At 70.0% G+C, this 25726-nt stretch carries 25 protein-coding genes; 15 read left to right on the forward strand and 10 right to left on the reverse strand.

Annotated features, from left to right (window positions below):
* The first annotated feature begins 113 nt into the window (after positions 1–113).
* Together JNX00_RS01605 and JNX00_RS01610 are read left to right on the forward strand one after the other, a co-directional pair.
* Complete coding sequence (locus tag JNX00_RS01605) at positions 114–1205, forward strand: aromatic ring-hydroxylating dioxygenase subunit alpha (protein WP_204743888.1); 1092 nt, start codon at positions 114–116, stop codon at positions 1203–1205.
* Positions 1206–1228: 23 nt separating this feature from the next.
* Positions 1229–2248 carry a TRAP transporter substrate-binding protein gene (locus JNX00_RS01610; RefSeq protein WP_204743889.1) on the forward strand — a complete coding sequence of 340 codons (1020 nt, stop codon included), beginning with the start codon at positions 1229–1231 and terminating at the stop codon, positions 2246–2248.
* A gap of 156 nt (positions 2249–2404) precedes the next feature.
* Here JNX00_RS01610 and JNX00_RS01615 read toward each other — a convergent pair whose 3' ends face one another.
* Positions 2405–3313 carry a LysR family transcriptional regulator gene (locus JNX00_RS01615; protein ID WP_204743890.1) on the reverse strand — a complete coding sequence of 303 codons (909 nt, stop codon included), beginning with the start codon at positions 3311–3313 and terminating at the stop codon, positions 2405–2407.
* Between the two features lie 158 nt (positions 3314–3471).
* On the opposite strand from JNX00_RS01615, the gene JNX00_RS01620 reads away from it, so the two are divergent.
* The 6 genes from JNX00_RS01620 (at position 3472) to JNX00_RS01645 (ending at position 9239) form a co-directional block, all read left to right on the forward strand.
* Complete coding sequence (locus JNX00_RS01620; protein WP_204743891.1) at positions 3472–3867, forward strand: carboxymuconolactone decarboxylase family protein; 396 nt, start codon at positions 3472–3474, stop codon at positions 3865–3867.
* Complete coding sequence (locus tag JNX00_RS01625) at positions 3864–4808, forward strand: NAD(P)-dependent oxidoreductase (RefSeq protein ID WP_204743892.1); 945 nt, start codon at positions 3864–3866, stop codon at positions 4806–4808. Before JNX00_RS01620 ends, JNX00_RS01625 begins: the two co-directional genes overlap by 4 nt.
* 4 nt (positions 4809–4812) lie before the next feature.
* Positions 4813–6237 carry an aldehyde dehydrogenase family protein gene (locus JNX00_RS01630; RefSeq protein WP_204743893.1) on the forward strand — a complete coding sequence of 475 codons (1425 nt, stop codon included), beginning with the start codon at positions 4813–4815 and terminating at the stop codon, positions 6235–6237.
* A gap of 25 nt (positions 6238–6262) precedes the next feature.
* On the forward strand, positions 6263–7429 hold the full coding sequence (locus JNX00_RS01635; protein WP_204743894.1) for a M20 aminoacylase family protein: 1167 nt from the start codon (positions 6263–6265) through the stop codon (positions 7427–7429).
* A 15-nt stretch (positions 7430–7444) separates the two neighbouring features.
* The gene (locus JNX00_RS01640) at positions 7445–8797 is read left to right on the forward strand and encodes a DUF3100 domain-containing protein (protein WP_204743895.1); all 1353 of its coding nucleotides are present in this window, start codon (positions 7445–7447) and stop codon (positions 8795–8797) included.
* Positions 8798–8870: 73 nt separating this feature from the next.
* The gene (locus tag JNX00_RS01645) at positions 8871–9239 is read left to right on the forward strand and encodes a nuclear transport factor 2 family protein (RefSeq protein WP_239478232.1); all 369 of its coding nucleotides are present in this window, start codon (positions 8871–8873) and stop codon (positions 9237–9239) included.
* Between the two features lie 355 nt (positions 9240–9594).
* Here JNX00_RS01645 and JNX00_RS01650 read toward each other — a convergent pair whose 3' ends face one another.
* From JNX00_RS01650 to JNX00_RS01660, 3 genes are read right to left on the reverse strand one after another with little or no spacing between them, the layout of a single operon-like run.
* Positions 9595–10215 carry a MarC family protein gene (locus JNX00_RS01650; protein ID WP_070400266.1) on the reverse strand — a complete coding sequence of 207 codons (621 nt, stop codon included), beginning with the start codon at positions 10213–10215 and terminating at the stop codon, positions 9595–9597.
* 37 nt (positions 10216–10252) lie between these two features.
* The gene (locus JNX00_RS01655; RefSeq protein WP_239478233.1) at positions 10253–10801 is read right to left on the reverse strand and encodes a MaoC family dehydratase; all 549 of its coding nucleotides are present in this window, start codon (positions 10799–10801) and stop codon (positions 10253–10255) included.
* Positions 10801–11550 carry an SDR family oxidoreductase gene (locus tag JNX00_RS01660; protein WP_204743897.1) on the reverse strand — a complete coding sequence of 250 codons (750 nt, stop codon included), beginning with the start codon at positions 11548–11550 and terminating at the stop codon, positions 10801–10803. The genes JNX00_RS01655 and JNX00_RS01660 overlap by 1 nt, the downstream gene beginning before the upstream one ends.
* Positions 11551–11641: 91 nt before the next feature.
* Between JNX00_RS01660 and JNX00_RS01665 the strand changes: the two genes are divergently transcribed.
* Genes JNX00_RS01665 through JNX00_RS01680 form a run of 4 tightly spaced genes read left to right on the forward strand, consistent with a single transcriptional unit; the run spans position 11642 to position 14602 of the window.
* Positions 11642–12241 carry a 2-hydroxychromene-2-carboxylate isomerase gene (locus JNX00_RS01665; RefSeq protein ID WP_070400269.1) on the forward strand — a complete coding sequence of 200 codons (600 nt, stop codon included), beginning with the start codon at positions 11642–11644 and terminating at the stop codon, positions 12239–12241.
* A gap of 36 nt (positions 12242–12277) precedes the next feature.
* Positions 12278–12964, forward strand: coding sequence for a dienelactone hydrolase family protein (locus tag JNX00_RS01670; protein ID WP_070400270.1), 687 nt, complete (start codon positions 12278–12280; stop codon positions 12962–12964).
* Position 12965: 1 nt separating this feature from the next.
* On the forward strand, positions 12966–13943 hold the full coding sequence (locus JNX00_RS01675) for an amidohydrolase family protein (protein ID WP_204743898.1): 978 nt from the start codon (positions 12966–12968) through the stop codon (positions 13941–13943).
* Positions 13940–14602, forward strand: coding sequence for a glutathione S-transferase family protein (locus JNX00_RS01680; RefSeq protein ID WP_070400271.1), 663 nt, complete (start codon positions 13940–13942; stop codon positions 14600–14602). The genes JNX00_RS01675 and JNX00_RS01680 overlap by 4 nt, the downstream gene beginning before the upstream one ends.
* A 3-nt stretch (positions 14603–14605) precedes the next feature.
* On the opposite strand, the gene JNX00_RS01685 is transcribed toward JNX00_RS01680, so the two are convergent.
* Both JNX00_RS01685 and hemB read right to left on the reverse strand, forming a co-directional pair.
* The gene (locus JNX00_RS01685) at positions 14606–15715 is read right to left on the reverse strand and encodes a magnesium transporter CorA family protein (RefSeq protein ID WP_070400272.1); all 1110 of its coding nucleotides are present in this window, start codon (positions 15713–15715) and stop codon (positions 14606–14608) included.
* Between the two features lie 13 nt (positions 15716–15728).
* On the reverse strand, positions 15729–16730 hold the full coding sequence (hemB, locus tag JNX00_RS01690) for a porphobilinogen synthase (protein ID WP_070400273.1): 1002 nt from the start codon (positions 16728–16730) through the stop codon (positions 15729–15731).
* Between the two features lie 212 nt (positions 16731–16942).
* Between hemB and JNX00_RS01695 the strand changes: the two genes are divergently transcribed.
* Positions 16943–18064 carry a hypothetical protein gene (locus tag JNX00_RS01695; protein ID WP_204743899.1) on the forward strand — a complete coding sequence of 374 codons (1122 nt, stop codon included), beginning with the start codon at positions 16943–16945 and terminating at the stop codon, positions 18062–18064.
* Positions 18065–18147: 83 nt separating this feature from the next.
* Here the strand turns inward: JNX00_RS01695 and JNX00_RS01700 are convergent, their stop codons facing one another.
* Together JNX00_RS01700 and JNX00_RS01705 are read right to left on the reverse strand one after the other, a co-directional pair.
* Positions 18148–20346 carry a malate synthase G gene (locus JNX00_RS01700; protein WP_070400275.1) on the reverse strand — a complete coding sequence of 733 codons (2199 nt, stop codon included), beginning with the start codon at positions 20344–20346 and terminating at the stop codon, positions 18148–18150.
* A 36-nt stretch (positions 20347–20382) separates the two neighbouring features.
* Entirely contained in the window at positions 20383–21078 is a 696-nt protein-coding gene (locus JNX00_RS01705; protein ID WP_070400276.1) for a haloacid dehalogenase type II, read from the reverse strand.
* A gap of 106 nt (positions 21079–21184) precedes the next feature.
* Between JNX00_RS01705 and JNX00_RS01710 the strand changes: the two genes are divergently transcribed.
* Together JNX00_RS01710 and JNX00_RS01715 are read left to right on the forward strand one after the other, a co-directional pair.
* A complete protein-coding gene (locus JNX00_RS01710) occupies positions 21185–22408 on the forward strand; it encodes a CaiB/BaiF CoA-transferase family protein (protein ID WP_204743900.1) in 1224 nt (407 codons plus the stop codon).
* A 5-nt stretch (positions 22409–22413) separates the two neighbouring features.
* Positions 22414–23343, forward strand: a complete 930-nt coding sequence (locus tag JNX00_RS01715) for a LysR family transcriptional regulator (protein ID WP_070400277.1) — start codon at positions 22414–22416, stop codon at positions 23341–23343.
* On the opposite strand, the gene JNX00_RS01720 is transcribed toward JNX00_RS01715, so the two are convergent.
* Together JNX00_RS01720 and JNX00_RS01725 are read right to left on the reverse strand one after the other, a co-directional pair.
* Positions 23300–24058 carry a nitrilase-related carbon-nitrogen hydrolase gene (locus tag JNX00_RS01720; RefSeq protein ID WP_070400278.1) on the reverse strand — a complete coding sequence of 253 codons (759 nt, stop codon included), beginning with the start codon at positions 24056–24058 and terminating at the stop codon, positions 23300–23302. The two genes, JNX00_RS01715 and JNX00_RS01720, sit on opposite strands and share 44 nt — an antisense overlap.
* Positions 24059–24062: 4 nt before the next feature.
* A complete protein-coding gene (locus tag JNX00_RS01725) occupies positions 24063–25724 on the reverse strand; it encodes an NAD(P)/FAD-dependent oxidoreductase (protein ID WP_204743901.1) in 1662 nt (553 codons plus the stop codon).
* Between the last annotated feature and the right edge of the window lie 2 nt (positions 25725–25726).

Below are 25726 nucleotides of genomic sequence, written 5' to 3' on the forward strand. Positions count from 1 at the left end.
GCGGCGCGGGGTGGGCATCTGCAATCCCCCGTCCATCCCCTTCGAAGGGGACAGGCCGCCCCCCGGCGCCACCTAGCATGGCTTTCCCATCCCCACGAGGAGGAGACAAGGCCATGTGGCTGCGCAACTGCTGGTACGTCATCGCCTGGGACCACGAGATCCCGCCGGCCGATTCCCCCACCCTGTTCACGCGCACCGTGCTCGGCGAGCCGGTGCTGGTCTACCGCACGCAGGCCGGCGAACTGGTCGCCCTGGAGGACCGCTGCTGCCACCGGCACGCGCCGCTGTCGGTGGGCCGGCGTGAAGGCGATTGCGTGCGCTGCGGCTACCACGGCCTCAAGTTCGATCGGATGGGCCAGTGCGTGGAAGCCCCGGGCATCGAGATCATCCCGGCCAAGGCGAAGGTCAAGCGCTACCCGCTGGTGCTGCGCAACAAGTGGGTCTTCGTGTGGATGGGCGACCCCGCGCTGGCCGAGGACGCGCTGCTGCCCGACAACTTCAGCTGTGACTCGCCCGACTGGCAGAACCAACCCGGCTACCTGCACTACGACACGCCTTACCTGCTGATCTGCGACAACCTGCTCGACTTCTCGCACCTGAGCTACGTGCATGAGAAGTCGCTCGGCGGCTCCACGCGCATCGCCCAGGCGCGCCCCAGCATCGAGCCCGTGCCCGGCCCGAACGCCGATTGGCCGCAGCTGGGCATCAAGGTCTCGCGCCTGGTGAACGACGTGCCGGCACCGCCCTTCTACCAGCGCTTTCGCCGCTTCGACACGAACCTGGACCGCTGGTTCGTCTACGAATTCCTGCTGCCCGGCACCTTGCTGATGCACTCGGGCGGGCGCCCCACGGGCAGCGCGCCCGATGCGACCGGCCCCTCGGTGCGCCTGCATTCCTGCCAGACGCTCACGCCCGAGACGGCGACCACCACGCACTACTTCTTCCAGCAGTCCCACCCCACGGGCGAAGGCGATCAGGCCGTCACGCAGAGCATCTACGACAGCCTGATCGGCGCCTTCAACGAGGACCGCGACATGATCACCGCGCAGCACCGCAACATCCAGCACAACCCCACGCTGTCCATGCTGCCCTTGGCCATGGACGCCGCGCTGATCCAGTTCCGCCGCCTGCTCGAAGCGCGCGTGCGCGCCGAGCAGCAGGCGCAGCAGACCCCTTCCCCCACCCAACCGGCCGCCCTGGCCTGAGCCGACACCACGGAGACAGACACATGACCCGCCAGACCTTCCGCCTCGCCCCGTTCGCCGCCGCCGCCCTGTTCGCCGCCAGCGGCGGCGCGCTCGCGCAGACCGTGCTCAACGTCTCCACCTGGCTGCCGCCCGCGCACGGCGCCACCATGGCGCAGAACCAGTGGTGCGAGGCGGTGGAGAAGGAGACCAAGGGCAGCGTGAAGTGCCACCTGCTGCCCAAGGCCGTGTCCGCGCCGCCCGGCACCTTCGACGCGGTGCGCGACGGCCTGGCCGACGTGTCGTACACGGTGGACGGCTACACGCCCGGCCGCTTCATCTTCACGCAGGTGGCCGAGTTCCCCTTCCTCGGCGACACCTCCACCGCCACCAGCGTGGCCTACCAGCGCATCTACGACAAGTACTTCGCCCCGCTGGGCGAGCACCGTGGCGTGAAGACCCTGGCGGTGTTCACGCACGGCCCGGGCATCATCTTCACGGTCAAGCAGCCCGTGACCAGCGCGGCCGAGGCCGCCAAGCTCAAGTTCCGCATCGGCGGAGGCAACATCAATGAGCTGTCCAAGCTCATGGGCTGGAACACCACGCTCAAGCCCGCCACCGATTCCTTCGAGCTGCTGTCCACCGGCGTGATGGACGGCACCTTCTTCCCCGACGAGTCGCTGCAGTCCATGCGCCTGGGCATGGTGAGGTACGCCACCACCTTCCCGGGCGGGCTCTACAACACCAGCTTCGTGTTCATGATGAACCAGGCCAAGTTCGATTCGCTCAAGCCGGAAGAGAAGGCGGCGATCACCAAAGTCTCGGGCGAACACGCCGCGCGTTTGTTCGCCGCCGGCTGGGACCGCACCGACGCCGCCTCGCGCAACATCCAGAAGACCACCGGCGTGCAGCGCCAGATGGCCAACGAGGCTTTCGTCAACGACGTGAAGGCCAAGCAGGCCCAGCTGGAAGACAAGTGGGTGGCGGCGGCCGAGGCGCGTGGCCTCAAGAACGCGCGCGCGGTGCTGGCGGAGTTCCGCGCGGAGACGCAAAAGCTGAAGTGAGGCAGGACCGGGCCGGTTGGCGGGACGGGCGAGGTCGAGGAGGTGCTGTGGCGCACCCCGCGGCTTGCAAGGCGTGCGTGCTCGGCACGCCGGACGCCGATCGCCGCGTCCTCCTGAACGGTCGGCCTTGGCGCAGGCAGCGCGCAGGGCCTTGCGCTAGCGGCGAAAAGCGGCCATCCGGGTGGAAAGGATCTCGACCAGGCTGGCCACCGCTTCGGGTAGCTTGCGTCCGGCACGCACCAGCAGGTGCGCGCAAGCATTGCGCAGTTGTGGGTCCAGCAGCTCGACGGCGGCCAGCCGCCCCTCGCGCAGGCCCGGGTACTCGCGGCTGATCTCGACCGGTGCGATGAGCATACCCAGGCCGGCGTTGGCGAAGCCAAAGCGCAGGTCGGCCGATTCGGTCTCGAGCTGTATGTGCAAGCGAAACCGCTCGTTCGCTTCTATCTGCGACAGCGCATGCCGCAGCGTGTAACCCTCGGGGTGCACCGCGGCCGGAACGTGGGCAAGTTCGCGCAGCCACTTCGGTCCACGCACCTCGGCGTATTCGGGCACTGGCAGCAGCGCGTGCATCTTTCCGGGGACCACCATCAGCGACTCCAGCCCTTCAGTCGCGGGAGGATCGAACAACAGGCCGATGTCGGCATCACCCTGGAACAGGCTGTCCAGGATGTCGCGCGCCGGGCCGATGGCCACGCGCCAGGTCACCAAAGGATGCGCGGCGGCGAACGCGCGCAGACCGTTTCGCATCAGATCGGCTTCCCAGCCTGAGCCGCAGATGATGCGCACTACGCCCTCATGGGCGCCTTGCAGACGCAGCAGCCGCGCGCGCAGGTCCGCCTCGCTCTGTGCGAGGTGCAAGGCATGCTCCAGCACGACCCTGCCGGCCTCCGTGGCTACCACGCCTCGTGGGATGCGTTCGAGCAGCGGGGCGCCGTAGTGCTCCTCCAGGTCGGCGATCTGCCGACTGATCGCGGAGGCCGCGACATACAGTTGATCCGCCGCGCGACGGATCGATCCGGTGCGCACGACCGTGAGGAAGTAGCGGAGGGCTCGCTCAGAGGACATGGCCAATGATGCAATGCGCGAAGGGTGGCAGACAAGCGCAGTGTGCGCTGGAGCCATCCGCGTTCCTCAAACGGCAACACCCGTGCTGAATTCGATGCTTGTGGCCCACGCGGCCGCACCGGAAGATGCGCTCGCATCCCATTCAGCAAAGGAACCGCGTGACACCCGACGAGCTTCTCGAACACGGCATCAGGACCCGCCGTGAGGTCCTGGGTATTGACCTTCCACCGCCCGCCGCGGGCACCGAGGCATTCTTCAACGCATACGCAGACAGCGTCTTGCGCTGGTGCTGGGGCGAGGTCTGGAACCGCCCCGGCCTGGACCGGCGCTCGCGCAGCGTGGCCACGTTGGCCATCCTGGTGACGCTTGGAAAGCAGGAAGAGCTTCGCCTGCATGTGCAGGCGGCATTGCGCAACGGCCTGTCGGCCGAAGAAATTCGCGAAGTTGTCCTGCACTCCACGGTTTATGCCGGCGTGCCGGCGGGCGGCAGCGCGTTTCAGACGGTGCTGGCCACCCTGAAAGATCTGGGCGAGCTGTCCAAGGAGGCGTCATGAACGGCGCGCGACACGGTGCCCTGTCGGGCGGCGTCGGCTTCGTTGGCCTGGGCAGCATGGGTTGGCCGATGGCCGCCCGTCTGCAGGCCGCCGGCTTTGCGCCATGCGTTCACGATGCGCTGCCGCAGCGGGCGCGCCTGCTGGCCGAGCAGACCGGGTGCTGCGCGGTCGAGCGACTCGACGACCTCGCCCGTCGCTGCCGAAGCATCGTCCTGATGCTGCCGAGCAGCCTGCAGGTGGAAGAGGTCGTCGAGGCGCTGCGACCCGGCTTGGCCGAAGGCGCGTTGGTCATCGACATGAGCTCGGGTTCGCCATCGACGACCCAGCGCCTGGCGCATTCGCTTCGGTCCGTCGGTGTCTCGCTGGTCGATGCGCCGGTGTCGGGAGGCCCGGCGCGCGCCGCCACGGGAGAACTGACGGTCATGTTCGGTGGTGGTTTGGAGGACCTGGCGCGCGCGCGGCCCCTGCTCGACGCGATGGGCACGACCGTGCACCACGCTGGCGCCGTCGGCGCCGGGCAAACGGTGAAGGCCTTGAACAACCTTATGTTCGCCAGCGGCGTGCTGATCACCGTCGAGGCCATGCTCATTGCACAGCGCGCCGGTCTCGATCCCGCGACACTGGTCGACGTGGCGAACTGCTCGTCCGGCGAGAACTTCGCGACGCGCTTTATGGCCAAGCAGCAGATCCTTTCGCGCAGCTTCCATCCGGCGTTCCGCCTGGACCTGATGTTCAAGGACCTGACGATCGCAGCCGATCTGGCGCGTGAGACCCGAACGACCGCGCCCTTCACGCTGCAATGCCGGGAGACCTGGTCGGCCGCCCTGGGGTTGCTTGGCAGCGGGCACGACAACTCGGCTATCGCGCGCTACTGCGAAATGATCGCCGGTGACGAACTGGTCTCCGAGGCCGTCACGGGCTGCTCGGTGCCGAGGGGGTGACGCCATGGCCTCCAACCGCTTCTTCATCGGCGGCGCCTGGGTCGTGCCGCGCAGCCCACAGACCCTCACCATGGTCGACCCCGCCGACGGCCGGGTCACAGGCCAACTGCCCGTGGCCGATGCACAGGACGTGGACGCCGCCGTTCGCGCGGCGGCCGCTGCCTTTCCGGCCTTTTCCCAGGTGTCCGTGGCCGAACGGCTGGCCATCCTCGAGCGCACGTTGTCCCTGCTGGCGAGCCGGCAAGAAGACCTGGCCCAATCGATCTCGCGCGAGATGGGGGCGCCGATCACGGTCGCGCGCCAGTGGCAGGCCACGATCGGCCTGGAGCAGTTGCGCGAACACATCGCGGTACTGCGTGCCTACCGCTTCAGCCATGTACAGGGCCGTTCGACGCTGGTGCGCGAGCCGATCGGCGTTTGCGCTCTCATCACACCATGGAACTGGCCGCTGAACCAGATGGTGCAGAAGGTCGCCCCGGCGATTGCTGCAGGCTGCACCATGGTGCTCAAGCCCAGCGAGGCGACGCCGGGCTGTGCCGACATCCTGGCCGAGGTGTTGGTCGAGGCCGGCTTGCCGGCCGGGGTGTTCAATCTTGTCCACGGCACGGGGGCGTTGACGGGCCAGGCGCTGGTCAGCCACCCGCTCGTGGACCTGGTGTCCTTCACCGGCTCCACCCGGGGCGGAATCGCGGTCGCGAAGGCCGCGGCGGACACGATCAAGCGCGTGTCGCAGGAACTGGGGGGCAAGTCGCCCTGCCTCGTGCTGCCCGATGGCGATCTCACCACCGCAGTGTCGTGGGCGGCCGAGTTTTGCTTTTTCAACAGCGGGCAGTCGTGCAACGCGCCGACGCGCCTGCTGGTGCCGAGAGCCCGAATGGCAGAAGCCGCTGCGCTGGCGCGCCAGATCGCCGAGCGGCAACGCGTCGGGCATCCCGCATTGGCGGACACGACCATCGGACCGGTGGTCAACCGGGTCCAGCGCGAGCGCATAGAAGCCCTGGTGCGCAGCGGTCTCGACGAGGGCGCAGAACTCGTCGCCGGTGGGCCCGACTGTCCGCCCGGCCTGGAGGCGGGGTGCTTCGTCCGGCCTACGGTGTTCGCGAACGTCGATCCGGGCATGCGTGTTGCTTGTGAGGAGATCTTCGGCCCGGTGCTGTCCATCCTGGCTTATGACAGCGTCGACGAGGCGGTGGATATGGCCAACGACTCCGAGTACGGCCTGCATGCCTTCGTGTTCGGTGCCGACGCGGCACGAACACGCTCGGTCGCCACCCGACTGCGCGCCGGCCAGGTCGGCCTCAACGGTGCTCCGATGGACTGGAGCGTGCCCTTCGGCGGCTACCGGCAGTCCGGCAACGGGCGCGAGGGCGGCGTGGCTGGGCTTGAGGAGTACCTCGAGATCAAGGCGATCGTTGATGTGGCGACCTGAGCCTGTGGCCACCGACCCGATCGCGATGCGCATCGACGACGACATCGGTGCGAGGATGCTTGCTTGGCGCCACGACTTCCACGCGCACCCGGAGACCGCATTCGAGGAGCATCGGACCTCCGCCATCGTCGCGCAGGCGTTGCGACTGATGGGCCTGGACGTGACGGTGGGGTTGGCCCGCACCGGCGTCGTGGCGACGCTGTCGAACGGCGAGGGGCGCACCATCGGCCTGCGCGCCGACATGGACGCGCTGCACCTGCAAGAGCTGGGCGCACGGCGGTACGCCTCGCGCTGCGCCGGCAAGATGCATGCGTGCGGACACGACGGCCACACGGCCATGCTGTTGGGTGCCGCCGAGTACCTCGCGCGTCACCGTAGCTTCCAGGGCACGGTGCGTTTCATCTTCCAGCCGGCCGAGGAGACCGAGGGCGGCGGGCGCGAAATGGTCCGCGAGGGGTTGTTCGACCGCTTTCCCTGCGATGCCGTCTATGGCATGCATAACTTTCCCACGCTGGCGCGTGGCCGCTTCGCGCTGCGCAGCGGAACCATGTCGGCGGCGCTCGACACCTTCGAGATCGGTGTGACCGGCAAGGGCTGCCATGCGGCCTTGCCAGAACTCGGCGTCGACGCCATCGTGGCGTCGGCCCAGCTCGTGGGTGCCTTGCAAGCCCTGATCAGCCGGCGCATCGGCGCGAGCGAAGCGGGTGTACTGAGCGTGACGCAGATCCATGGGGGCGACACCTGGAACGTGCTGCCCGAGACGGTGGTGCTGCGCGGCACCGTGCGCAGCCTGGGGGCGTCCGTGCAGCAAGCCATCGAGAGTGGCATGCGCGCCGTCTGCGAAGGTGTGGCACGAACCAGCGGTACGCAGATCGGGCTCGACTACCGACACGGCTATCCCAGTGTCGTCAACACCGAGCGCGAGGCTGGTTTGGCGGCCTCAGCGGCGGCGCGTCTGGTCGGCGCGAACAACGTCGACACGGCCATGGTGCCCACCATGGGGTCGGAGGACTTCGCTTTCATGTTGCAGCGCTGCCGCGGCGCCTGGATAACCATCGGCGCTGGCGAAACGGGCAACGACCCGCCGGTGCACAGCCCCTATTACGACTTCAACGATGCGATCCTGCCGCTCGGCGCCGCCTATTGGGTAGCGCTGGTGCATGCCGAGCTGGGCGGACGTCCCAACCCCTGAGAGGAGACACCAACCATGCCACCATCGATCACCGCGACCCGGGCGCCCTTGCGCACGGCCGCGCCGCCGCATCTGTTCGCGCTGTACGGCGCGCTCGCCATATCGGTTCTCGCCAGCGAGTGGATCGGCAACGTGTCCGTGCCGCTCGGCGTCACCAAGGTCACCCTGTTTCCCTTTCTCTGGGCGTTGCTTATCGGCGCGGCGTTCAGCGCGATGTACCACCGACAGCAGCGCGGTGCTGCGGCGGCCATCCAGACCGAGCAGCGCGCTTCGCGGATGGTCCAGATCGTGATCCTGCTGTTCGTGGCCAAGCTGGGCTTCATCGTCGCCGACAATCTGTCCAAAGTGATCGAGGCCGGCTGGATCCTGTTCTTCCAGGAGATCGGCAACTTCGTCGGCACCCTGTTGATCGCCATGCCCGTGGCGCTGTTGCTGGGCATTCAGCGCGAAGCGGTGGGCGCCACATTCTCGATTGGTCGCGAGGCCGGCGTGGCCATCATTGCCGAGCGCTACGGCATGAATTCGGCGGAAGGCCGCGGCGTGTTGGCCGAGTACATCACCGGATCGGTTTTCGGCACGCTGTTCATCGCGCTGTTCGTGAGCTTGGTCGCCAGTCTGGGCCTCTTCGATCCACTGGCGCTGGGCATGGCGGCGGGCATCGGCTCGGGCAGCATGACGGCGGCTGCGGTGGGCGCGCTGTCCAGCCAGTTCCCCGACCGGGCCGGCGAGATGCAGGCCCTCGCCGCGGCCAGCAACATCATCACGACGGTGATTGGCACCTACATCATGTTGTTCGTGTCGCTGCCGCTGGCGAACTGGCTGTATGCGCGACTGCGGCCCTGGCTGTACCGCGCACGGCCGGCCCAGGACGCGCCCGCGGCGTCCTCGGCGGATGACGTGGCGGACGCGATCGCCGACATCCGCGAGGATGAGATCCCGTCCTTGGGCGCCGTCGTCTCCACACTGGTGATCGCGTCGGCCGTGGCGCTGGTGGGCAACCAGATCGCGGGCAAGATTCCCGTGCTCGACGCCTTGCCTGGAATGGCGGTGGTGATGGCGGTCACCCTGGCGGGCATGGGGCTGGGCAGGGCGTTCCGGCGCACCCATGTGCCGACGCTGTTCTGGGTGTCATTGGTGGGCATCGCGGTCGGTTACCCCGGCACGGCGTGGGCCGGCGCACTGGTGCCCCTGGTCGCCAAGGTGGGCTTGCTGCCGCTGGTCACGCCGGTGCTGGCGCTCGCGGGGTTGGCGCTTGCCAAGGACTTCCCGGTGCTGCGGCGGCTGGGTTGGCGCATCGTGGTCGTCTCGCTGCTGGCGAATGCGGGGGCCTTCCTGGCCAGCGCCGTGATCGCGCAGGCCTTCCTGTGATGCCCCGGTGTCGACGAGCTTTCCTGCCAACCCGCGGGCGAGCCGGAATGGACGCAGCATGAGCGAAACAGACATGAAGGAGCTGATCCACCGTTACCTGCGCGCCTATCAGGGCTTCGACCTGGAGGGCATGCTGGCGCTCTTGTCGCCGGACGTCCGTTTCGAAAACCATTCGGGCGGGCAACTGACCCACGCCACGGACGGGGTACAAGCGTTCCGGGCGCTCGCAGAGCAATCCATGCTCCAGTTCGCCGAGCGCGAACAACGCATCGTCCGGCTGCGGTTTCAGCAGGACGCCGCAGTGGCCGATGTGGCGTACCGCGCCAGGCTGGCCGTCGATCTGCCCGGTGGCCCATCCGCTGGCGCGGTCCTGGCCTTGCGGGGGCGCTCGGAGTTTTCCTTCAAGGCGGGGCGGATCAGCCGCCTCGTCGACCGCAGCTAGAGGACGCGGCGGCGGCCATCGCGCGGGCGGGGCGCTGGCCGCTGTCGATCGCCGAAGGCATCGCCATGCTCACCCACGCGCACGACACCCTGCCGCCCAACAACTGCTTCTCCTTACGGGCCCCCCGGTGTGGCGACACGCGCGTTCGGGCCCGCTGGCTCAGCGGAGGGACGGGGCCCAAGCCCGGTCAGTACGGGGAGGCCAACCTGCGCACCTGCCTGGGTTCTGCGTCCTGTGCCCAGCGCGTCGGAGGCGCGGGCCTGCGCGCGGATCGCGCCCAGTACCCCTGCGCCTGACCGCACGGCTTGATAGGTCGCGTGATGCACACAGGCCGCTTTCCTGGCCTGCAATGGCCTTAGCCCCCCAGCGCGGGAAACAGCTTCACCAGCCCCGCCGCCATCACCTCCACCGACAGGGCCGCGAGGATCAGGCCCATCAGGCGCGTCATCACGTTGATGCCGGTCTGGCCCAGGCCGCGCGCGATGGGCTCGGCCAACGCGAAGCAGACCGCCGTGGCCAGGGCGATGACCACGCCGTAGCCCACCAGCATGGCGTGCTGGAAGAAGGTTTTGGCCTGGTCGGCGTAGATCACCACGGTGGACATGGTGGCCGGACCGGTGAGCAGCGGAATGGTCAGCGGCACCACGGCGACGCTGGTGCGCGGGGAGTCGGCGCTGAGGTCCTGATCGGTGGTCTTGGCCTCGGCCGGGCGCGCGTTCAGCATGGACAGCGCCGAGGTCAGCAGCAGCATGCCGCCGCCGACCTGGAAGCTGGCCAGCGAGATCGAGAAGAACTCCAGGATCTGCAGGCCCACCAGCGCGCAGGTGGCGATCACGGCGAAGGCGCTGAAGGCCGAGATCATCACCGTGCGCTGGCGCTGCTGGCGGCTGAAGCCCTGCGTGTAGTGGATGAAGAACGGCACGATGGCCAGCGGGTTGACGATGGCCAGCAGGGTGATGAGGGGTTTGAAGTCCATGGCGGCGGCGGATGAGCGCGCCGCATTGTGGCCGCCTTCAGGCCGTTTGGGCAGGGTGCCTCAGCCGGAACATGCCGTAGCCTTCCATGCGCAGCACCGGCTCGCCGTGCTGGTTGACCATCTCCCAGACGGTGCGCACCAGGCCCACGTCGGGGCGCTTGCCCATCACGCGTTTCTCGGTGATGGTGTGCTTGAGCGTGAGCGTGTCGCCGGGGAACACCGGCTTGAGCCACTTCAGGCTGTCCAGGCCCGGCGAGCCCAGGCTGGAGGTCTCGTGCAGGAAGTTGGTGACCATGAGCCGCATGGCCATGGCGCAGGTGTGCCAGCCGCTGGCGCACAGGGCGCCGAAGACCGAGTCTTTGGCGGCCTCGGGGTCCAGGTGGAAGGGCTGCGGGTCCCACTGGCTGGCGAAGGCCACGATCTCCTCGGCCGTGGGCGAGAGGCTGCCCAGGTCGCGCGTCTCGCCGACGCTCAGGTCTTCCCAGTACAGCTTGATGGGGGTTCGGCCGCCGGGCCGCCCCAAGGCCGAACGCGCCCCCTCGGGGGGCGGCGACCCGTGCAACGGCGGAGCGTGGGGGTCGTCCATTACCGGGCTCCGGACACGTCGATCAGGCTCATGGTGGTGTAGCTCGCGGCGTCGGACAGCAGCCAGACGATCAGGCTGGCCACCTCGTCGACCTGGCCGCCGCGCTGCATGGGCACCTGCGGGGCGAGCTCGCGCAGGCGGTCGGGCCGGCCGCCGCTGGCGTGGATGTCGGTGTCGATTAAGCCCGGGCGCACCGCGTTGACGCGGATGTTCTCGGCCGCGACTTCCTTGGCCAGGCCCAGGGTGAACGTGTCGATGGCGCCCTTGGACGCCGCGTAGTCCACGTACTCACCCGGCGAGCCCAGGCGCGCGGCCGCGCTGGACAGGTTGACGATGGCGCCGCCCGAGCCGCCGTGCCGGGGGCTCATGCGGCGCACGGCCTCGCGGGCGCAGAGCAGGCTGCCAATGACGTTGATGTCGAACATGCGCCGCCAGCGCGCCACGTCCATGTCGTCGAGGCGCGCGCGCCGGTCCACCACGCCGGCGTTGTTCACCAGGCCGCCGAGGCGGCCGAGTTGGGTGTCGACCTGCTCGAACAGGCGCAGCACCTGGGCCTCGTCCGCCACGTCGGCCTGCACGGCCATGGCGCGCCCGCCGTCGGCGCGGATGGCGCGCACCACCTCGTCGGCCGCGAGCGGGTTCGCCGCATAGTTCACCGCCACGGCCCAACCCGCTTTCGCGGCCAGCCGGCAGGTGGCCGCGCCGATGCCGCGCGAACCGCCCGTGACCAGCAATACCTTGTCGCCCATTCCCGATCTCCTGCAACAGCCATTGCGCTTGCCGTACAAGGACAGCTTCGTCCTCGAACGAGGTCCATTACAACAGCCAAACGGAGACGGCATGCGTCGCACGGTCGACTACTACTTCGCCACCATGAGCCCCTGGGCCTACCTGGGACACGAACGCTTCGTGCGCCTGGCCAGCGCCGCCGGCGCCGAGGTGCGCGTGCGGCCCATGGACCTGGGCAAGATCTTTCCGCTGTCGGGTGGCTTGCCGCTGGGCAAGCGCGCGCCGCAGCGCCAGGCCTACCGCCTGGTGGAACTGCGCCGCTGGAGCGAGTGGCTCGGGCTGCCGCTCAACCTGCACCCGAAGCATTTCCCGGTGTCGGGCGACGCCTCGTGCCGGCTGATCAGCGTGGTGGCCGAGCGCGACGGCACCGAGGCCGCGCTGCGGCTGGCGGGCGCGGTGCTCGCGGCCGTGTGGGTGCAGGAGCGCGACATCGCCGACGCCGACACCCTGGCCGTTCTGCTGCACGAATCTGGCCTGGACGCCGCGCGGCTCGCACAATCGCAGGCCGAAGAAGGCCGGGCCCTGGCCGACGCCCACACCCAGGCCGCCATCGACGCGGGTGTCTTCGGCGCGCCGGCCTACGTCATCGATGGTGAGGTCTACTGGGGCCAGGACCGGCTCGACTTCGTCGAACGCCGCCTGCAGGCCTGATCATCGGTCCATTCCACACCCACAAGGAGCCAGCGCATGAGCGAAACCATCACCCTCAAGGCCGCCGACGGCCATGCCTTTCCCGCCTACATCGCCCGCCCCGCCGGCCCGGCCAAGGGCGGTGTCGTGGTGCTGCAGGAAATCTTCGGCGTCAACTCGCACATCCGCTCGGTGGCCGACCGCTACGCCGCGGCGGGCTACTTCGCCGTGGCGCCCAGCACCTTCTCGCGCATCGGCAAGGGCGATCTGGAGATCGGCTACACCGAGGCCGACATGAAGGAGGGCATGGGCCTGAAGGCCGCCGTGGAGGCGCTGCCCGCGCCCGGCGTGATGCCGGACATCCAGGCCGCGATCGACCATGCCGCGCAGGCCGGCAAGGTCGGCATCGTGGGCTACTGCTGGGGCGGCCTGTTGACCTGGCGCGCGGCCTGCACGCTCAAGGGCCTGAGCGCGGCCGCGCCCTATTACGGCGGCGGCATGACCACGCCCGAGGAGGCCGCGCGAAAGCCCCAGGTGCCCGTGATGGCGCACTTCGGCGACCAGGACCACTGGATCCCGCTCGACACCGTGGAGGCCTTCAAGAAGGCCCAGCCCGGCGCCACCGTGCACGTCTACCACGCCAACCACGGCTTCAACTGCGACCAGCGCGGCTCGTACAACGAAGCGGCCGCCACGCTGGCGCGCGAGCGCACGCTGGCCTTCTTCGCCCAGCACCTGGGCTGACATGGCGCAGCCCCGCCGCGCGTCGCGCGTCGCCCCTCGAGGGGGCGGCACCCGCGGCTCGGCCCAGCCGGTTCCGCGGCGCCGCTGGCTGGGGCTTGTGCTGGCGGGGGTGGTCGGCAGCGCCGCCGCGCAGTACCGCGGCCCCCTGTTCGACGCCCACCTGCACTACAACGTCGAGGCCTGCGGGCACGCCGCCGCGCCCGGGCCCGAGTGCCCATACCCCCTGGTCGATGTGCTGGACCGCCTGCAGCGCAACGGGGTGCGCGCCATCCTGGCCAATTCGCGCCCCAACGACGGCACGCGCGCCCTGGCCCAGGCGGGCGAGCAGGCGCGGGCCGCTGGCGTGGCCGTGGTGCCCTTCGTGCGGCTCTACCGCGACCGCGCCGACTACAACAACTGGTTCCGCGACCCGAGCATCGTGGACATGGTGAACGCCGAGCTCGCGCGCGGCACGCCCGCCGGCCCCTACCGCGGCCTGGGCGAATTCCACCTGTACGACAGCGCCAACGCCGATGGCCCGGTGGCCAGGCAGCTGATGGCCCTGGCCGATCAGAAGGAGCTGGCCATCCTCGCCCACGTGGACGACGTGGCGGTGGAAAAGCTCATGGGCCACACGCCCTCCAAGGGCCGCCAGACGCGCCTGATCTGGGCGCACACGGGCATTGGCGGATCGTCCGTGGCGCGCGTGGACGCGCTCTTTGCGCGCTTTCCGCGGCTGCACGGCGAGCTGTCCTACCGCCCCGGCCTCACCTGCGGCGAGGGCACGCTCTGCCCCGAGTGGCGCGCGCTGCTGCTCAAGTACCCCGACCGCTTCCTCATCGGCTCGGACACCTGGGTCAACCAACGCTGGCTGCAGTACGACGGCCTGATGCAGGGCTACCGCGCCTGGCTCGGCACGCTGCCGCCCGAGGTGGCGAAGAAGATCGCCTGGGACAATGGCGCCGCGCTGTTTGGCCTCACCGAACCGGGCCCCCGATGATCCGACTGCACTTCTACCCCAGCACCGCGGCCATGGTGCCGCACATCCTGCTCGAAGAGCTCGGCGTGCCCTACGAGCGCCTGCTCATCGACCGCGAACACGGTGCGCTCGATTCGCCCGCCTACCGCGCGCTCAACCCCAATGGCCTGATCCCCGTGTTGGAGGACGGCGACTTGGTGCTCTATGAAACCGCCGCCATCGGCCTGCACCTCGCCGACACGCACCCCGAGGCGAAGCTGATGCCCGCCCTGGGCACGCGCGAGCGCGCGCACGCCTACAAGTGGCTCATGTGGCTCACCAACACCCTGCAGGCCACGCTCATCGTCTACTTCTACCCGCACCGCTGGGTGAACGAGGCGGGCGGCGCCAGCGAGGCCGAGGTGAAGGCCGTGGCCAAGCGCCGCGTGGGCGTGCTGCTCGACCGGCTCGACGCCGAGCTGGCGCGCCACGGCGGCCCCTGGTTCCTGGGCGAGGCCCATTCGCTGCTGGACGCCTACGCCTTCACCCTGTGCCGCTGGACGCGGCACTTCTCGCCCGATTCGCCGGTGCGCCCCGCGCGCGAGCGGCCGCACCTGGGGCCTTACCTGCGGCGCGTGCTGGAGCGCCCGGCGCTGCGGCGCGTGATGGCCAACGAAGGCCTGGCCGAGCCCTACGTCTGAACCTCAGCGGCCCGAGGAGCGCAGGTAGCGCTTGCGCCAGAAATAGACGCTGAGCGCCACGGCCACGAAGGCCATCGAGCCCATGGCCCACCAGAAGCCCGTGCGCTCGTGCACGAACGGGATGAACTCGAAGTTCATGCCGAAGATGCCGGCGATGAGGTTCAGCGGCAGGAACACGGCGGTCAGCGCGGTGAGCGTGCGCATGATGTCGTTGGTGCGGTTGCTCTGCGCCGAGAAGTGCATCTGCACGGCGGTCTCGGCGTTCTGCTCCAGCCGGCGCACGTGGTGCACCACGCGCTCGATGTGCTCCAGCACGTCGCGGCTGCGCACCTTCAGCAGCTCCAGCCCACGCTGCCCGCCGATGGCGTCCAGGGGCTCCCAGTCTTCCAGCGCCTCGATCCAGTCCTGGATGGCGCTGCGCTGGTCCTCGCAGATTTCGTCGAGGTTGTGCAGCGAGATGCGCGCGTCCAGCAGCGAATTCCAGTTGGTGAAGCGCGTCTTGGGCTGCAGCAGCTCGGACTGCCAGTGGTCGAGCTGGCGCGTGAGTTCGCGCCGCAGGTCCAGGTAGCCGTCCACCATCTGGTTGACGATGCGCAGCATCAGGTCGGCCGGGCTGGTGGGCAGGCCGGCGCCGGCGGCGCGCGGCGCCACGCCGGCGCTGGCCAGCAGGCGCGCCGAGTACTGGTCGAGCACGCCGCAGCCGGCCGGGTGCACGGTCACCAGCACGCGGTCGAACACCGCGAAGCCCACGGGGCTGGTGTCGATGCGCCGCAGCACCGGCGGGCCGCTGCGCTTGACGGGTTCGGTGAGCACCGCGCCGGGCTGCGACATGTCGGTCTCGGCCTGTCCCGCGGCCAGGCGGCGGAACACCAGGATGTCGTACTGCGAGGTGTAGTCGTAGTGCGAGGGCAGCTGGTTGTTGAGCAGGTCGCTCACGTGCAGGTCCACCAGCGTGGTGCCGCACATCACCTGCAGCGCGGCCTGCACGTGGCCGTGCTCCAGCTCGAATTCGCGTCGGCCGCAGGCCACCCAGAGGAAGCCGCGCGCGGGCAGCAGCATGGGCAGCCCGGCGGTTTCGCTCACCGACCCGGGCTGCACGTGAAAGACCCGCATCGCCCGGTCCGCCTCAGCCGCGCAGCAGCCGCGCGGCGTCGCGCGCGAAGTAGGTCAGCACGCCGTCGGCGCCGGCGCGCTTGAAGGCGAGCAGGCTTTCCATCATCACGGCGTCGTGGTCCAGCCAGCCGTTCTGCGCGGCGGCCTTGAGCATGGCGTACTCGCCGCTCACCTGGTAGACGAAGGTCGGCATGGCGAACCCGTCCTTCACGCGGCGCACGATGTCCAGGTAGGGCATGCCGGGCTTGACCATCACCATGTCGGCGCCCTCGGCGATGTCCATCGCCACCTCGCGCAGGGCCTCGTCGCTGTTACCCGGGTCCATCTGGTAGACCTTCTTGTCGGCCTTGCCCAGGTTGGTGGCCGAGCCCACGGCGTCGCGGAACGGACCGTAGAAGGCGCTGGCGTACTTGGCGCTGTAGGCCATGATGCGCGTGTGGATGCGGCCGTCGGCCTCCAGCGCCTGGCGGATGGCGCCGATGCGCCCGTCCATCATGTCGCTGGGCGCCACGATGTCCACGCCCGCGGCCGCCTGCGTCAGCGCCTGGCGCACCAGGATGGCCACGGTCTCGTCGTTGATGATGTAGTTCGCCTCGTCGAGCACGCCGTCCTGGCCATGGCTGGTGTACGGGTCCAGGGCCACGTCGGTCATCACGCCGAGTTCGGGAAAGCGCTGTTTGAGCGCGCGCACCACGCGTGGCACCAGGCCGTCGGGGTTGGTGGCCTCCTGGCCGTCGGGCGTTTTCAGCGCCGGGTCGATCACCGGGAACAGCGCCATCGCCGGGATGCCCAGCTTCACGCAGTCCTCGGCCACGGGCAGCAGCAGGTCCAGGCTCAGGCGCTCGACGCCCGGCATGGAGGCCACGGCCTCGCGCCGGTTCGCGCCGTCGAGCACGAACACGGGGTAGATCAGGTCGGACGGGTGCAGGCGGTGCTCGCGCACCAGCTCGCGCGTGAAGGGGTCGCGGCGCAGGCGGCGCGGCCGGGCGGCGGGGAAAGGGGCGGGATTCTGCATGAGGGCTATTGTGGCAAACGGCCCATGGCCCCGACGCGGGGGCGCCCGGCGTGCCGCTTTCCACGGAAAAGCGAGCTTTTCGACTACACGGGGGAGTACACCCCCTTCAACATGGTGCAAATTTCGTACATGGCCCGACGCAAGGGCTTCCTGGGCGCTCCCGGAGCCCCCGTCTCACCTTCCAGCGGATCACCGACGTGTTGAAACAAACCATGGCCACTCCGAAGAAAAACCAGCCCGAGGCGGCGGGCACTGCGGGCCAGCAGCAGGGCGACGAGCCCTGGTCCCTGGCCCAGCAGTGCGGGGCCTTGCTCGGTTCCGCGGCGGGGCAGATCAGCGACGCGCTGCAGGCGCTGCAAAGCGGCGTCGACCGGCTCCAGGCGCAGGGCCGCCTCGACAAGCAGGAGCAGTGGGCGCTGAGCGTGCCGCTGGAGCGAATCAAGCGGCTCACGGTGGTGATGCAGCAGCTGCAGCGCTTCCACGCGGGGCACATCCGCCAGTCGCACGAGCGGCTCGACCTGGCCGAGCTGGCCGAGGCCTGCCTGCAGGAGCGCCGCAAGGAGTTCGCGCTGATCGGCGTGGACATGCGGCGCAAGCTCAGGCCGGTGGAGGTGCTGATCGACCCCACCGTCACCCACGCCTTCTTCAACGCCCTGGTCGACTGGGCCCTGCCGCTGGGCCGCCGCATCGACGTGCGCGTGGACGTGAACGACTGGCCGCCGCACGCGCGGCTGCAGGTGCGCGTGCATGGCGAGGAGTCGCCTTCGTCGCGCACGCCCGAACTCGACAACATCGACTGGGCGCTGGTGCGCCAGATCGCCGCCTCCGTCGGCGGCATCGAGCTGCAGCGGCGGGTGACGCCCGAGGGCATCACCGCCGTCGCGATGTTCCAGCGCACGGTGCAGGCCATCGACGGGGTGTCGGCCATCGACATCAGCGAAGACCCGTCCTCGGCCTTCAAGACGCTGCAGAACATCTACGCCCTGGTGGTGTCGCCGTCGCTGCAGATCCGCGCCGACGTGCGCGAGGCGCTGCGCGAGATCGGCGTGAACGCCGACAGCGTGGTCGACCTCGACCAGGCCCGCGAGGTGGCGGCGCACCGCATGCCGGGCATCGTGGTCATCGACTCCTCGCTCAAGGGCCCGGCCTTCGAGCAGTTCCGCCGCGGGCTGCTGCGCGAGGCCATGGACATGCCCTTCGTCGAGATTTCCTCGGACGACACCTCGTTCGACATGTCGGGCTTCGGCGAGTTCTCCATGGCCAAGGTCGGCCGGGGCAACATCCGCGAGTCCCTGGGCACGGCGGTGATGTTCGAACTCGCGAAAACGATTTAAGCGGTTGATGTGCGGCCACCAAGGGCCGCCAAAGAGAAGGGCGCCCCAACGGCGCCCTTCTCGCCTTCTGGCGGTGCCCGCCGTCAGGCCGCGGCCTTCACCTTCAGGCGCCAGGCATGCAGCAGCGGCTCGGTGTAGCCGCTGGGCTGCTCCTTGCCTTTGAACACCAGGTCGAGCGCGGCCTGGTAGGCCTTGCTGGTCTTGGCGCGGCCGGCCATGGGCTGGTAGAGCTTGTCGCCCGCGTTCTGTTTGTCCACCTTGGCGGCCATGCGCTCGAAGGTCTCGCGCACCTGCTTTTCGGTGACCACGCCGTGGTGCAGCCAGTTGGCGATGTGCTGGCTGCTGATGCGCAGCGTGGCGCGGTCTTCCATCAGGCCCACGTCGTTGATGTCGGGCACCTTGGAGCAGCCCACGCCCTGGTCGACCCAGCGCACCACGTAGCCCAGGATGCCCTGCGCGTTGTTGTCCAGCTCCTGCTGCTTCTCGGCCGCGCTCCAGTTCGGGTTGGCGCTCACGGGCACGGTGAGCAGGCCGGTGAGCAGGGTGTCGCGTTCCTTGTCGGCGTCGATCTTTTCCAGGTCCTTCTGCACCTCGCTCACCAGCACCTGGTGGTAGTGCATGGCGTGCAGCGTGGCGCCGGTGGGGCTGGGCACCCAGGCGGTGTTGGCGCCGGCCTTGGGGTGGGCGATCTTCTGCTCCAGCATGGCCTTCATGAGGTCGGGCATGGCCCACATGCCCTTGCCGATTTGCGCCTTGCCGCGCAGGCCGCAGGCCAGGCCCACCAGCACGTTGTTGCGCTCATAGGCCTGGATCCAGGCGCTGGCCTTCATGTCGCCCTTGCGCACCATGGGACCGGCCAGCATGGCGGTGTGCATTTCGTCGCCGGTGCGGTCGAGGAAGCCGGTGTTGATAAAGGCCACGCGGCTGGGCGCGGCGGCGATGCAGGCCTTCAGGTTGACCGAGGTGCGGCGCTCCTCGTCCATGATGCCCAGCTTGACCGTGCTGGCCGCCAGGCCCAGCAGCTGCTCGACGCGGCCGAACAGTTCGTCGGCGAAGGCCACTTCGCGCGGGCCGTGCATCTTGGGCTTGACGATGTAGACCGAGCCCTTGCGCGAGTTGCGCAGCGGGTGCTTCTTGTCCTTCTTCAGGTCGTGCACCGCGATGGCGGTGGTGATCACCGCGTCCATGATGCCCTCGGGGATCTCCTTGCCCTCGGGGCCCCACAGGATGGCGGGGTTGGTCATGAGGTGGCCCACGTTGCGCACGAAGAGCAGCGAGCGGCCGTGCAGGCGCACCGCCTTCTTGCCCTTGGGCGCCGTGTACTCGCGGTCGCCGTTGAGGCCGCGGGTCAGCGTCTGGCCGCCCTTGTCGAAGGTTTCGGTCAGCGTGCCCTTGAGGATGCCCAGCCAGTTGCGGTAGGCCAGCAGTTTGTCCTCGGCGTCCACGGCGGCCACGGAGTCTTCCAGGTCGAGGATGGTGGACAGCGCGGCCTCGACCACCAGGTCGCTCACGCCCGCGGGGTCGGTCTTGCCGATGGCGCTGTCGGGGCGGACCTGGATTTCCAGGTGCAGGCCGTTGTGCACCAGCAGGACCGCCGACGGCTTCTTGGCGTCGCCCTGGTAACCCACGAACTGCTTCGGATCGGCGAGCTTGCTGGTGCCGCCGCCGGCCAGCGAGACCACCAGCTCACCGTCCTTCACGCGGTAGCCCGTGGAGCCCACGTGTGAGCCCTTCTTCAGCGGGCAGGTGCGGTCCAGCACGTGGCGTGCCCATTCGATGACCTTGGCGCCGCGCTTGGGGTTGTAGCGCGTGCCCTTCTCGCAGCCGCCGTCCTCGGCGATCACGTCGGTGCCGTAGAGCGCGTCGTACAGCGAGCCCCAGCGCGCGTTGGCGGCGTTGAGCGCGTAGCGCGCGTTCAGGATGGGCACCACCAGCTGGGGGCCGGCCTGCACGGCCAGCTCGTCGTCCACGTTCTTGGTGCTCGCCTTCACCTTGCCGGGGTCGGGCACGAGGTAGCCGATGGTTTCGAGGAATTTGCGGTAGGCCGCCATGTCGCGCACCGGGCCGGGGTTGGCGCTGTGCCAGGTGTCCAGCTCGGCCTGCAGGCGGTCGCGTTCGGCCAGCAGGGCGGCGTTCTTGGGCGCCAGGCCGCGCACCAGGGTGTCGAAGCCCTGCCAGAAGGCGGCGGGTTCGGTGCCGGTGCCGGGCAGCACCTCCTCGTTGATGAACTGGTACAGCGCGGTGTCGACCTGCAGGCTGTGGATCTGGGTGCGTGGGGTCATGCAAGGGCTCCGGAAGAAAAAGCGAAAGGGCGGGTGTCAGAAGAAGTCGAGCACCGCGCGCAGGTGGGTGCCGGTCGCGGTGGGCTGGGTGTCGAGCTGTTCGAAGGGCAGGTTGGCGCGGTTCACCCAGAGGGTCTGGTAGCCGAACCAGGTGGCGCCCAGCGCGTCCCAGGCGTTGCTGCTCACGAAGACGATCTGCCCGCGCGGCAGGCCGGTGGCCTGCTCGCCCAGGGCGTAGAGGGTGGGCGAGACCTTGTAGGCGCGCGCCGCGTCGGCGCTGATGACGTGGTCGAGCAGGCCGTCGAGCCCGGCGCTGCGCAGGGCGATGCCCAGCATCTCCGGGTCGCCATTGGACAGGATGCCCGTGGTCACGCCCTGCGCGCGCAGGGCCTGCAGCACCTCGCGGTTCTCGGGGAAGGACGAGAGGTGGCGGTACTGGTTCATCAGGCTGGCCGCCGCCTCGGCGTAGTCGTCCCAGCGCTCGGCGGCCTGCGGCACCAGGGCCTGGATGGCGTAGCGCAGCGCGCGCTCGGTCAGCTCCCAGAAGGGCCGGTAGTGGGCCGGGTCGCCGCTCATGGTGACCAGGCGCGAGTAGTCCAGCTGGCGTTCGCGCCACAGCACGGCCAGGCGCGCCCCCCGGCCGGGGAACAGCTGCTCCGCGCGCAGGCCCACGCTGTACACGTCGAACAGCGTGCCGTAGGCGTCGAAGAGCACGGCGCGGGGTTTGGCCATGGGAAGGCACTGTATTGCAAACATCGGCGTGCATTGAGACGCTCGCGCGCGATGGATCCATGACTTTTTTGTGTGTAATCTGCGCCTGTTTGCCCAGGAGACCCGATTGAGCCCCGACACCCCCGATACCCTCGATACCCCCGCCACCCCACCCCTGCCGCTCGCCGGCATCCGTGTCGCCGAGTTCTCGCACATGGTGATGGGCCCCATGTGCGGCATGGTGCTGGCCGACCTGGGCGCGGAGGTGATCAAGGTGGAGCCGCCGGGGGGCGACAACACGCGCCGCCTGCTGGGCTCGGGCGCCGGTTTCTTCCCGCTGTTCAACCGCAACAAGAAGAGCCTGGTGCTGGACCTGCAGACCGAGGAGGGCCGCGAGGCCGCGCTGCGCCTGGTGGCCACGGCCGACGTGCTGGTGGAGAACTTCAAGCCCGAGACCATGCGCAAGCTGGGTCTGGACCATGAGAGCCTGAGGGCGCGCTTCCCGCGCCTGATCCACGTCAGCCACAAGGGCTTCCTGCCCGGGCCCTACGACCACCGCACCGCGCTCGACGAGGTGGTGCAGATGATGGGCGGCCTGGCCTACATGACCGGGCGGCCCGGCGACCCGCTGCGCGCGGGCAGCAGTGTCAACGACATCATGGGCGGCATGTTCGGCGCCATCGGCGTGCTGGCCGCGCTGCGCGAGCGCGAGCGCAGCGGGCGCGGCCAGGCCGTGCAGAGCGCGCTGTTCGAGAACAACATCTTCCTGGTGGCCCAGCACATGCTGCAGTACGCGGTGACGGGCGCGCCCGCCAACCCCATGCCGCAGCGCATCTCGCCCTGGGGCATCTACGACGTGTTCACCGCGGCCGGGGGCGATCAGATCTTCCTGGCGGTGGTGAGCGACACCCAGTGGGCCATCTTCTGCAGCGCCATGGGCTGGGCCGACTGGCGGGACGACGCTCGGCTGCGGACCAACAACGATCGGGTGCGCGCGCGCGATTGGCTCATCCCCGAGTTGCGCGCGCGCGTGGCCGAGCGCCCAGCGGCCGAACTGGCCGAGCTGTTCGAGCGCCACGGCCTGCCTTTCGCGCCCATCGCCAAGCCGCACGAGTTGCTGGACGACCCGCACCTGCGGGCCACCGGCGGCCTGGCGCCCATCACCCTGCCGGACGGCGAGCGCGCCGGCCAGACCGTGCAGACCGTGCCGCTGCCCTTCACGCTGGGCGAGCAGCGCCTGCCGGTGCGCAGCCCGCCGCGCCTGGGCGCCGACAGCGCCGAGGTGCTGCGCGCCCTGGGCTACGACGCGGCGAGCGCGGAGCGCCTGTCGCGCACCACCGCAAAGGGCTGAGGGCCGTGGACAAGCTCAAGCAGCTCGAAACCTTCGTTTCGGTGGCCACGCGCGGCAGCCTCACGGCGGCGGCGCGCGCCGAGTCGGTGGCGCCGGCCATCATTGGCCGCCGGCTCGATGCGCTCGAATCGCGCCTGGGCGTGAAGCTGCTGGTGCGCACCACGCGGCGCATCTCGCTCACGCACGAAGGCAGCGCCTTCCTGGAGGACTGCCAGCGCCTCCTGACCGACCTGTCGAACGCCGAGGCGAGCGTGAGCGCGGGCGGCGTGAAGGCCAGCGGGCACCTGCGCATCACCGCGCCGGCGGGCTTCGGCCGGCGCCACGTGGCGCCGCTGGTGCCGCGCTTTCGCGATCTGCACCCGGAGGTGACGGTCTCGCTCAACCTGTCCGACCGTGTGGTGGACGTGGCCGGCGAAGGCTACGACTGTGCGGTGCGCGTGGGCGATCTGCCGGACTCGTCGCTGGTGAGCGTGCGCCTGGCCGACAACCGCCGCCTCTGCGTGGCCGCGCCGGCCTACCTGCAGCGGCGCGGCACGCCCGACACGCCGGCCGACCTGGCGCGGCACGACTGCCTCACCCTGTCCAGCGACGCCTCGCAGACGCGCGGCTGGGCCTTCTCACAGCCGGCCGAGGGCGGCGGGGACGGGCGCGAGATCCACTACCTGCGCCCCGGCGGCCCCATGGACTGCAGCGACGGCCAGGTGCTGCACGAGTGGTGCCTGGCGGGCCAGGGCATCGCCTGGCGCAGCACCTGGGAGGTGGAGGCCGACGTGGCGGCGGGCCGCCTGGTGCGCGTGCTCGACGACTTCGCCGCGCCGCCCAACGGCATTTACGCGCTGTTCCCGCAGCGCAAGCACCTGGCGCTGCGCGTGCGGCTGTGGATCGACTACCTCAAGCACGAGTACGGGCGGGGGGAGTACTGGACGGGGCGCTGAGCGCGGCGGGCAGCAGGGCTTCGCCGCGTCCGGCCCTGCCCAGGCGTTCCCCCGAGCCCGTGCACACGCACGACCACCCGTTGTAGCGCGTCTCATCTTCCCGCCCGCAGGCGTTCGCGTACGCGATCGCCAGGCCGAAGCGCCGGGCCGCCTCGGGCAGGCGGGTTTGCTGCACCGCGTCGTAGCCGACCATGTTGGCCGTGGGCACCAGCGCCGCGTGCGCGCCCGCGGCGGCGAGCTGGCGCAGCGGTTCGTCGTGCTCCACGTCGAAGCAGATCAGCAGGCCCAGGCGCCAGCCGCGCCAGTCGAACCCCGCGGGCGGTGCGCCGCCGGGCGTGAAGCGCAGGGCGTCGCCGTCGCCGAACAGGTGGATCTTGCGGTGCACCGCGAGCAGCGCGCCGGTGCCGTCGATCGCGGCGGCGCTGTTGAAGGGCCGGGCCGCGCCGCTCGCCTCGGGCCAGCCGGTGACGATGCCCAGGCCATGGCGCCGCGCCAGGTCGCGCACCGCCCGCAGCAGCGGGCCGTCGGCCGGCTCGGCGAGCGCGGACAGGCGCGCGGGATCGATCAGGTAGCCGGTGAGGAACATCTCGGGCGTGATGAGCCAGTGCGCGCCCTGGGCGGCGGCCTCGCGCGCGGTGGCGTCGAGCCGCTGGAGCGCTTCGCCGCTGTCGCGGGGGTGCGGCGTCTGCCAGAGCGCCAGGCGCAGCGGCCCCATCGCCTCAGTCTCCCAGCGCCACCGGCCCGATGCCCGGCCAGGCCTCGCAGGGCCCGGGGTTGTCGGCGTGGCTGGCGCCGCCCAGGTGGCGCACCATGCCCGCCACCGCGTTCAGCGCGGTCTGCACGGCGCCCTCCACCCAGGCCGGCGTGAAGGACACGTCGTCGCCGGCCAGGAAGAGGCCGCGCTCGGCCTCGGGCAGGGCCTCCTGCATGAAGTGGCCAACCATGCGGTGGTTGTAGCGGTAGTGGCCCGGCAGCGCGCCTTTGAAGGCGCCCAGGAAGTAGGGGTCGGCCTCCCAGGAGACGCTGATCGGGTCGCCGATCACGTGACTGGCGATGTCCACGTCGGGGTAGATCTGCTTCAGCGCCGACAGCGCCAGCTGCACGCGCCGGGCGGTTGGGTGCGGCAGCATCTTGAGCGCGTCGCTCATCCAGGCGTAGCTCAGGCAGATCACGCCGGGCTTGTCCGGGCCGTTGTCGAACAGGTAGGTGCCGCGCGTGAGCCGGTCGGTGAGCGTCATGCCCATCACCGGCCAGCCGTCGGCGCGCAGGTCGTTCCAGAATGGCCGGTCCACCATGACGAAGGTTTTGGACGATTGCATGTAGCGCGTGCGGTCCAGCGCCATCCAGAGCTTGTGCGAGAACAGCGACTCCTCCACCGCGATCTGCGTGGTGAGCAGCCAGCTCTGGCAGGTGACCAGCACGGCCGGGTAGCGGCGCGTATTGCCGAGCACGTCGGTGACGGCGATCTGTCCGTGCGGCGCGCGCGCGATGGCCGCCACGCCCGGGCGCGGCGCGCCGCCATGCAGCTGGGCGAGCGAGGTGCCGGCCCCCCAGTGCCGCAGTTCGCGGGCTGCTGGCGCGCGCAGCCACAGGCCCTGCGGCACCTGCTGCACGCCGCCCACCACCAGGTGCTGGTTCTCGTCGCAACCGGTGAGCACCACGCGCAGGATCTCCAGCATGGAGTTGGGAAAGTCCGAGTCCCAGCCGCCGGTGCCGAAGCCCACCTGGCCGAAGACCTCGCGGTGGTGGAAGGACAGGCGCTGGAAGGCGCCGGACTGGGCGACGAAGTCGTAGAAGGTGCGGTCGTCCCAGCGCGGCACCAGGGCGTCCCACAGGGCCTTCAGGCGCGGCACGTCGCGCTCGCGCAGGGCGTCCTGCAGGCCGGTGAAGCCGGCGCCTTCTTCCAGCGCGTCGGCCCAGGCCCGGGCCACCTCGGTGAACAGCGGTGGCAGGTCGGCCAGGCGGCGCGCGCGGTGCGTGCGGCCTTCGAGGTCGATCACCGTGCAGCCGGCGGCCGGCGTGAGCGGGTTGGGGAAGGGCGCGGTGGCCAGGCCGAGTTGGTCCACGTAGTGGAAGAAGGCCGTGCCCGAACGCGGGAAGCGCATGCCGCCGAGCTCGGCCACCACGCCCTGGCCGCCCTCGAAGGCCTGGGAGCGCAAGCGCCCGCCCAGGCGCGAGGCCTCGTACACCACGGGCTTGAGGCCCAGCTTCATCAGCTCGTGCGCGGCCGTCAGGCCGGCCATGCCGGCGCCGACGATGGCCACCTCGCTGCCCAGCCGCTCGCGCGGCAGCGCGCCCAGGCCCGCGGGATGGCCCAGCCAGTCGTCGTAGGCGAAGGGGAAGTCGGGGCCGAAGACGGTGACGGGTTTCTTCGATGGCATGG

This window comes from Hydrogenophaga sp. YM1 (assembly GCF_016903055.1).
GTDB lineage: Bacteria > Pseudomonadota > Gammaproteobacteria > Burkholderiales > Burkholderiaceae_C > Hydrogenophaga > Hydrogenophaga borbori.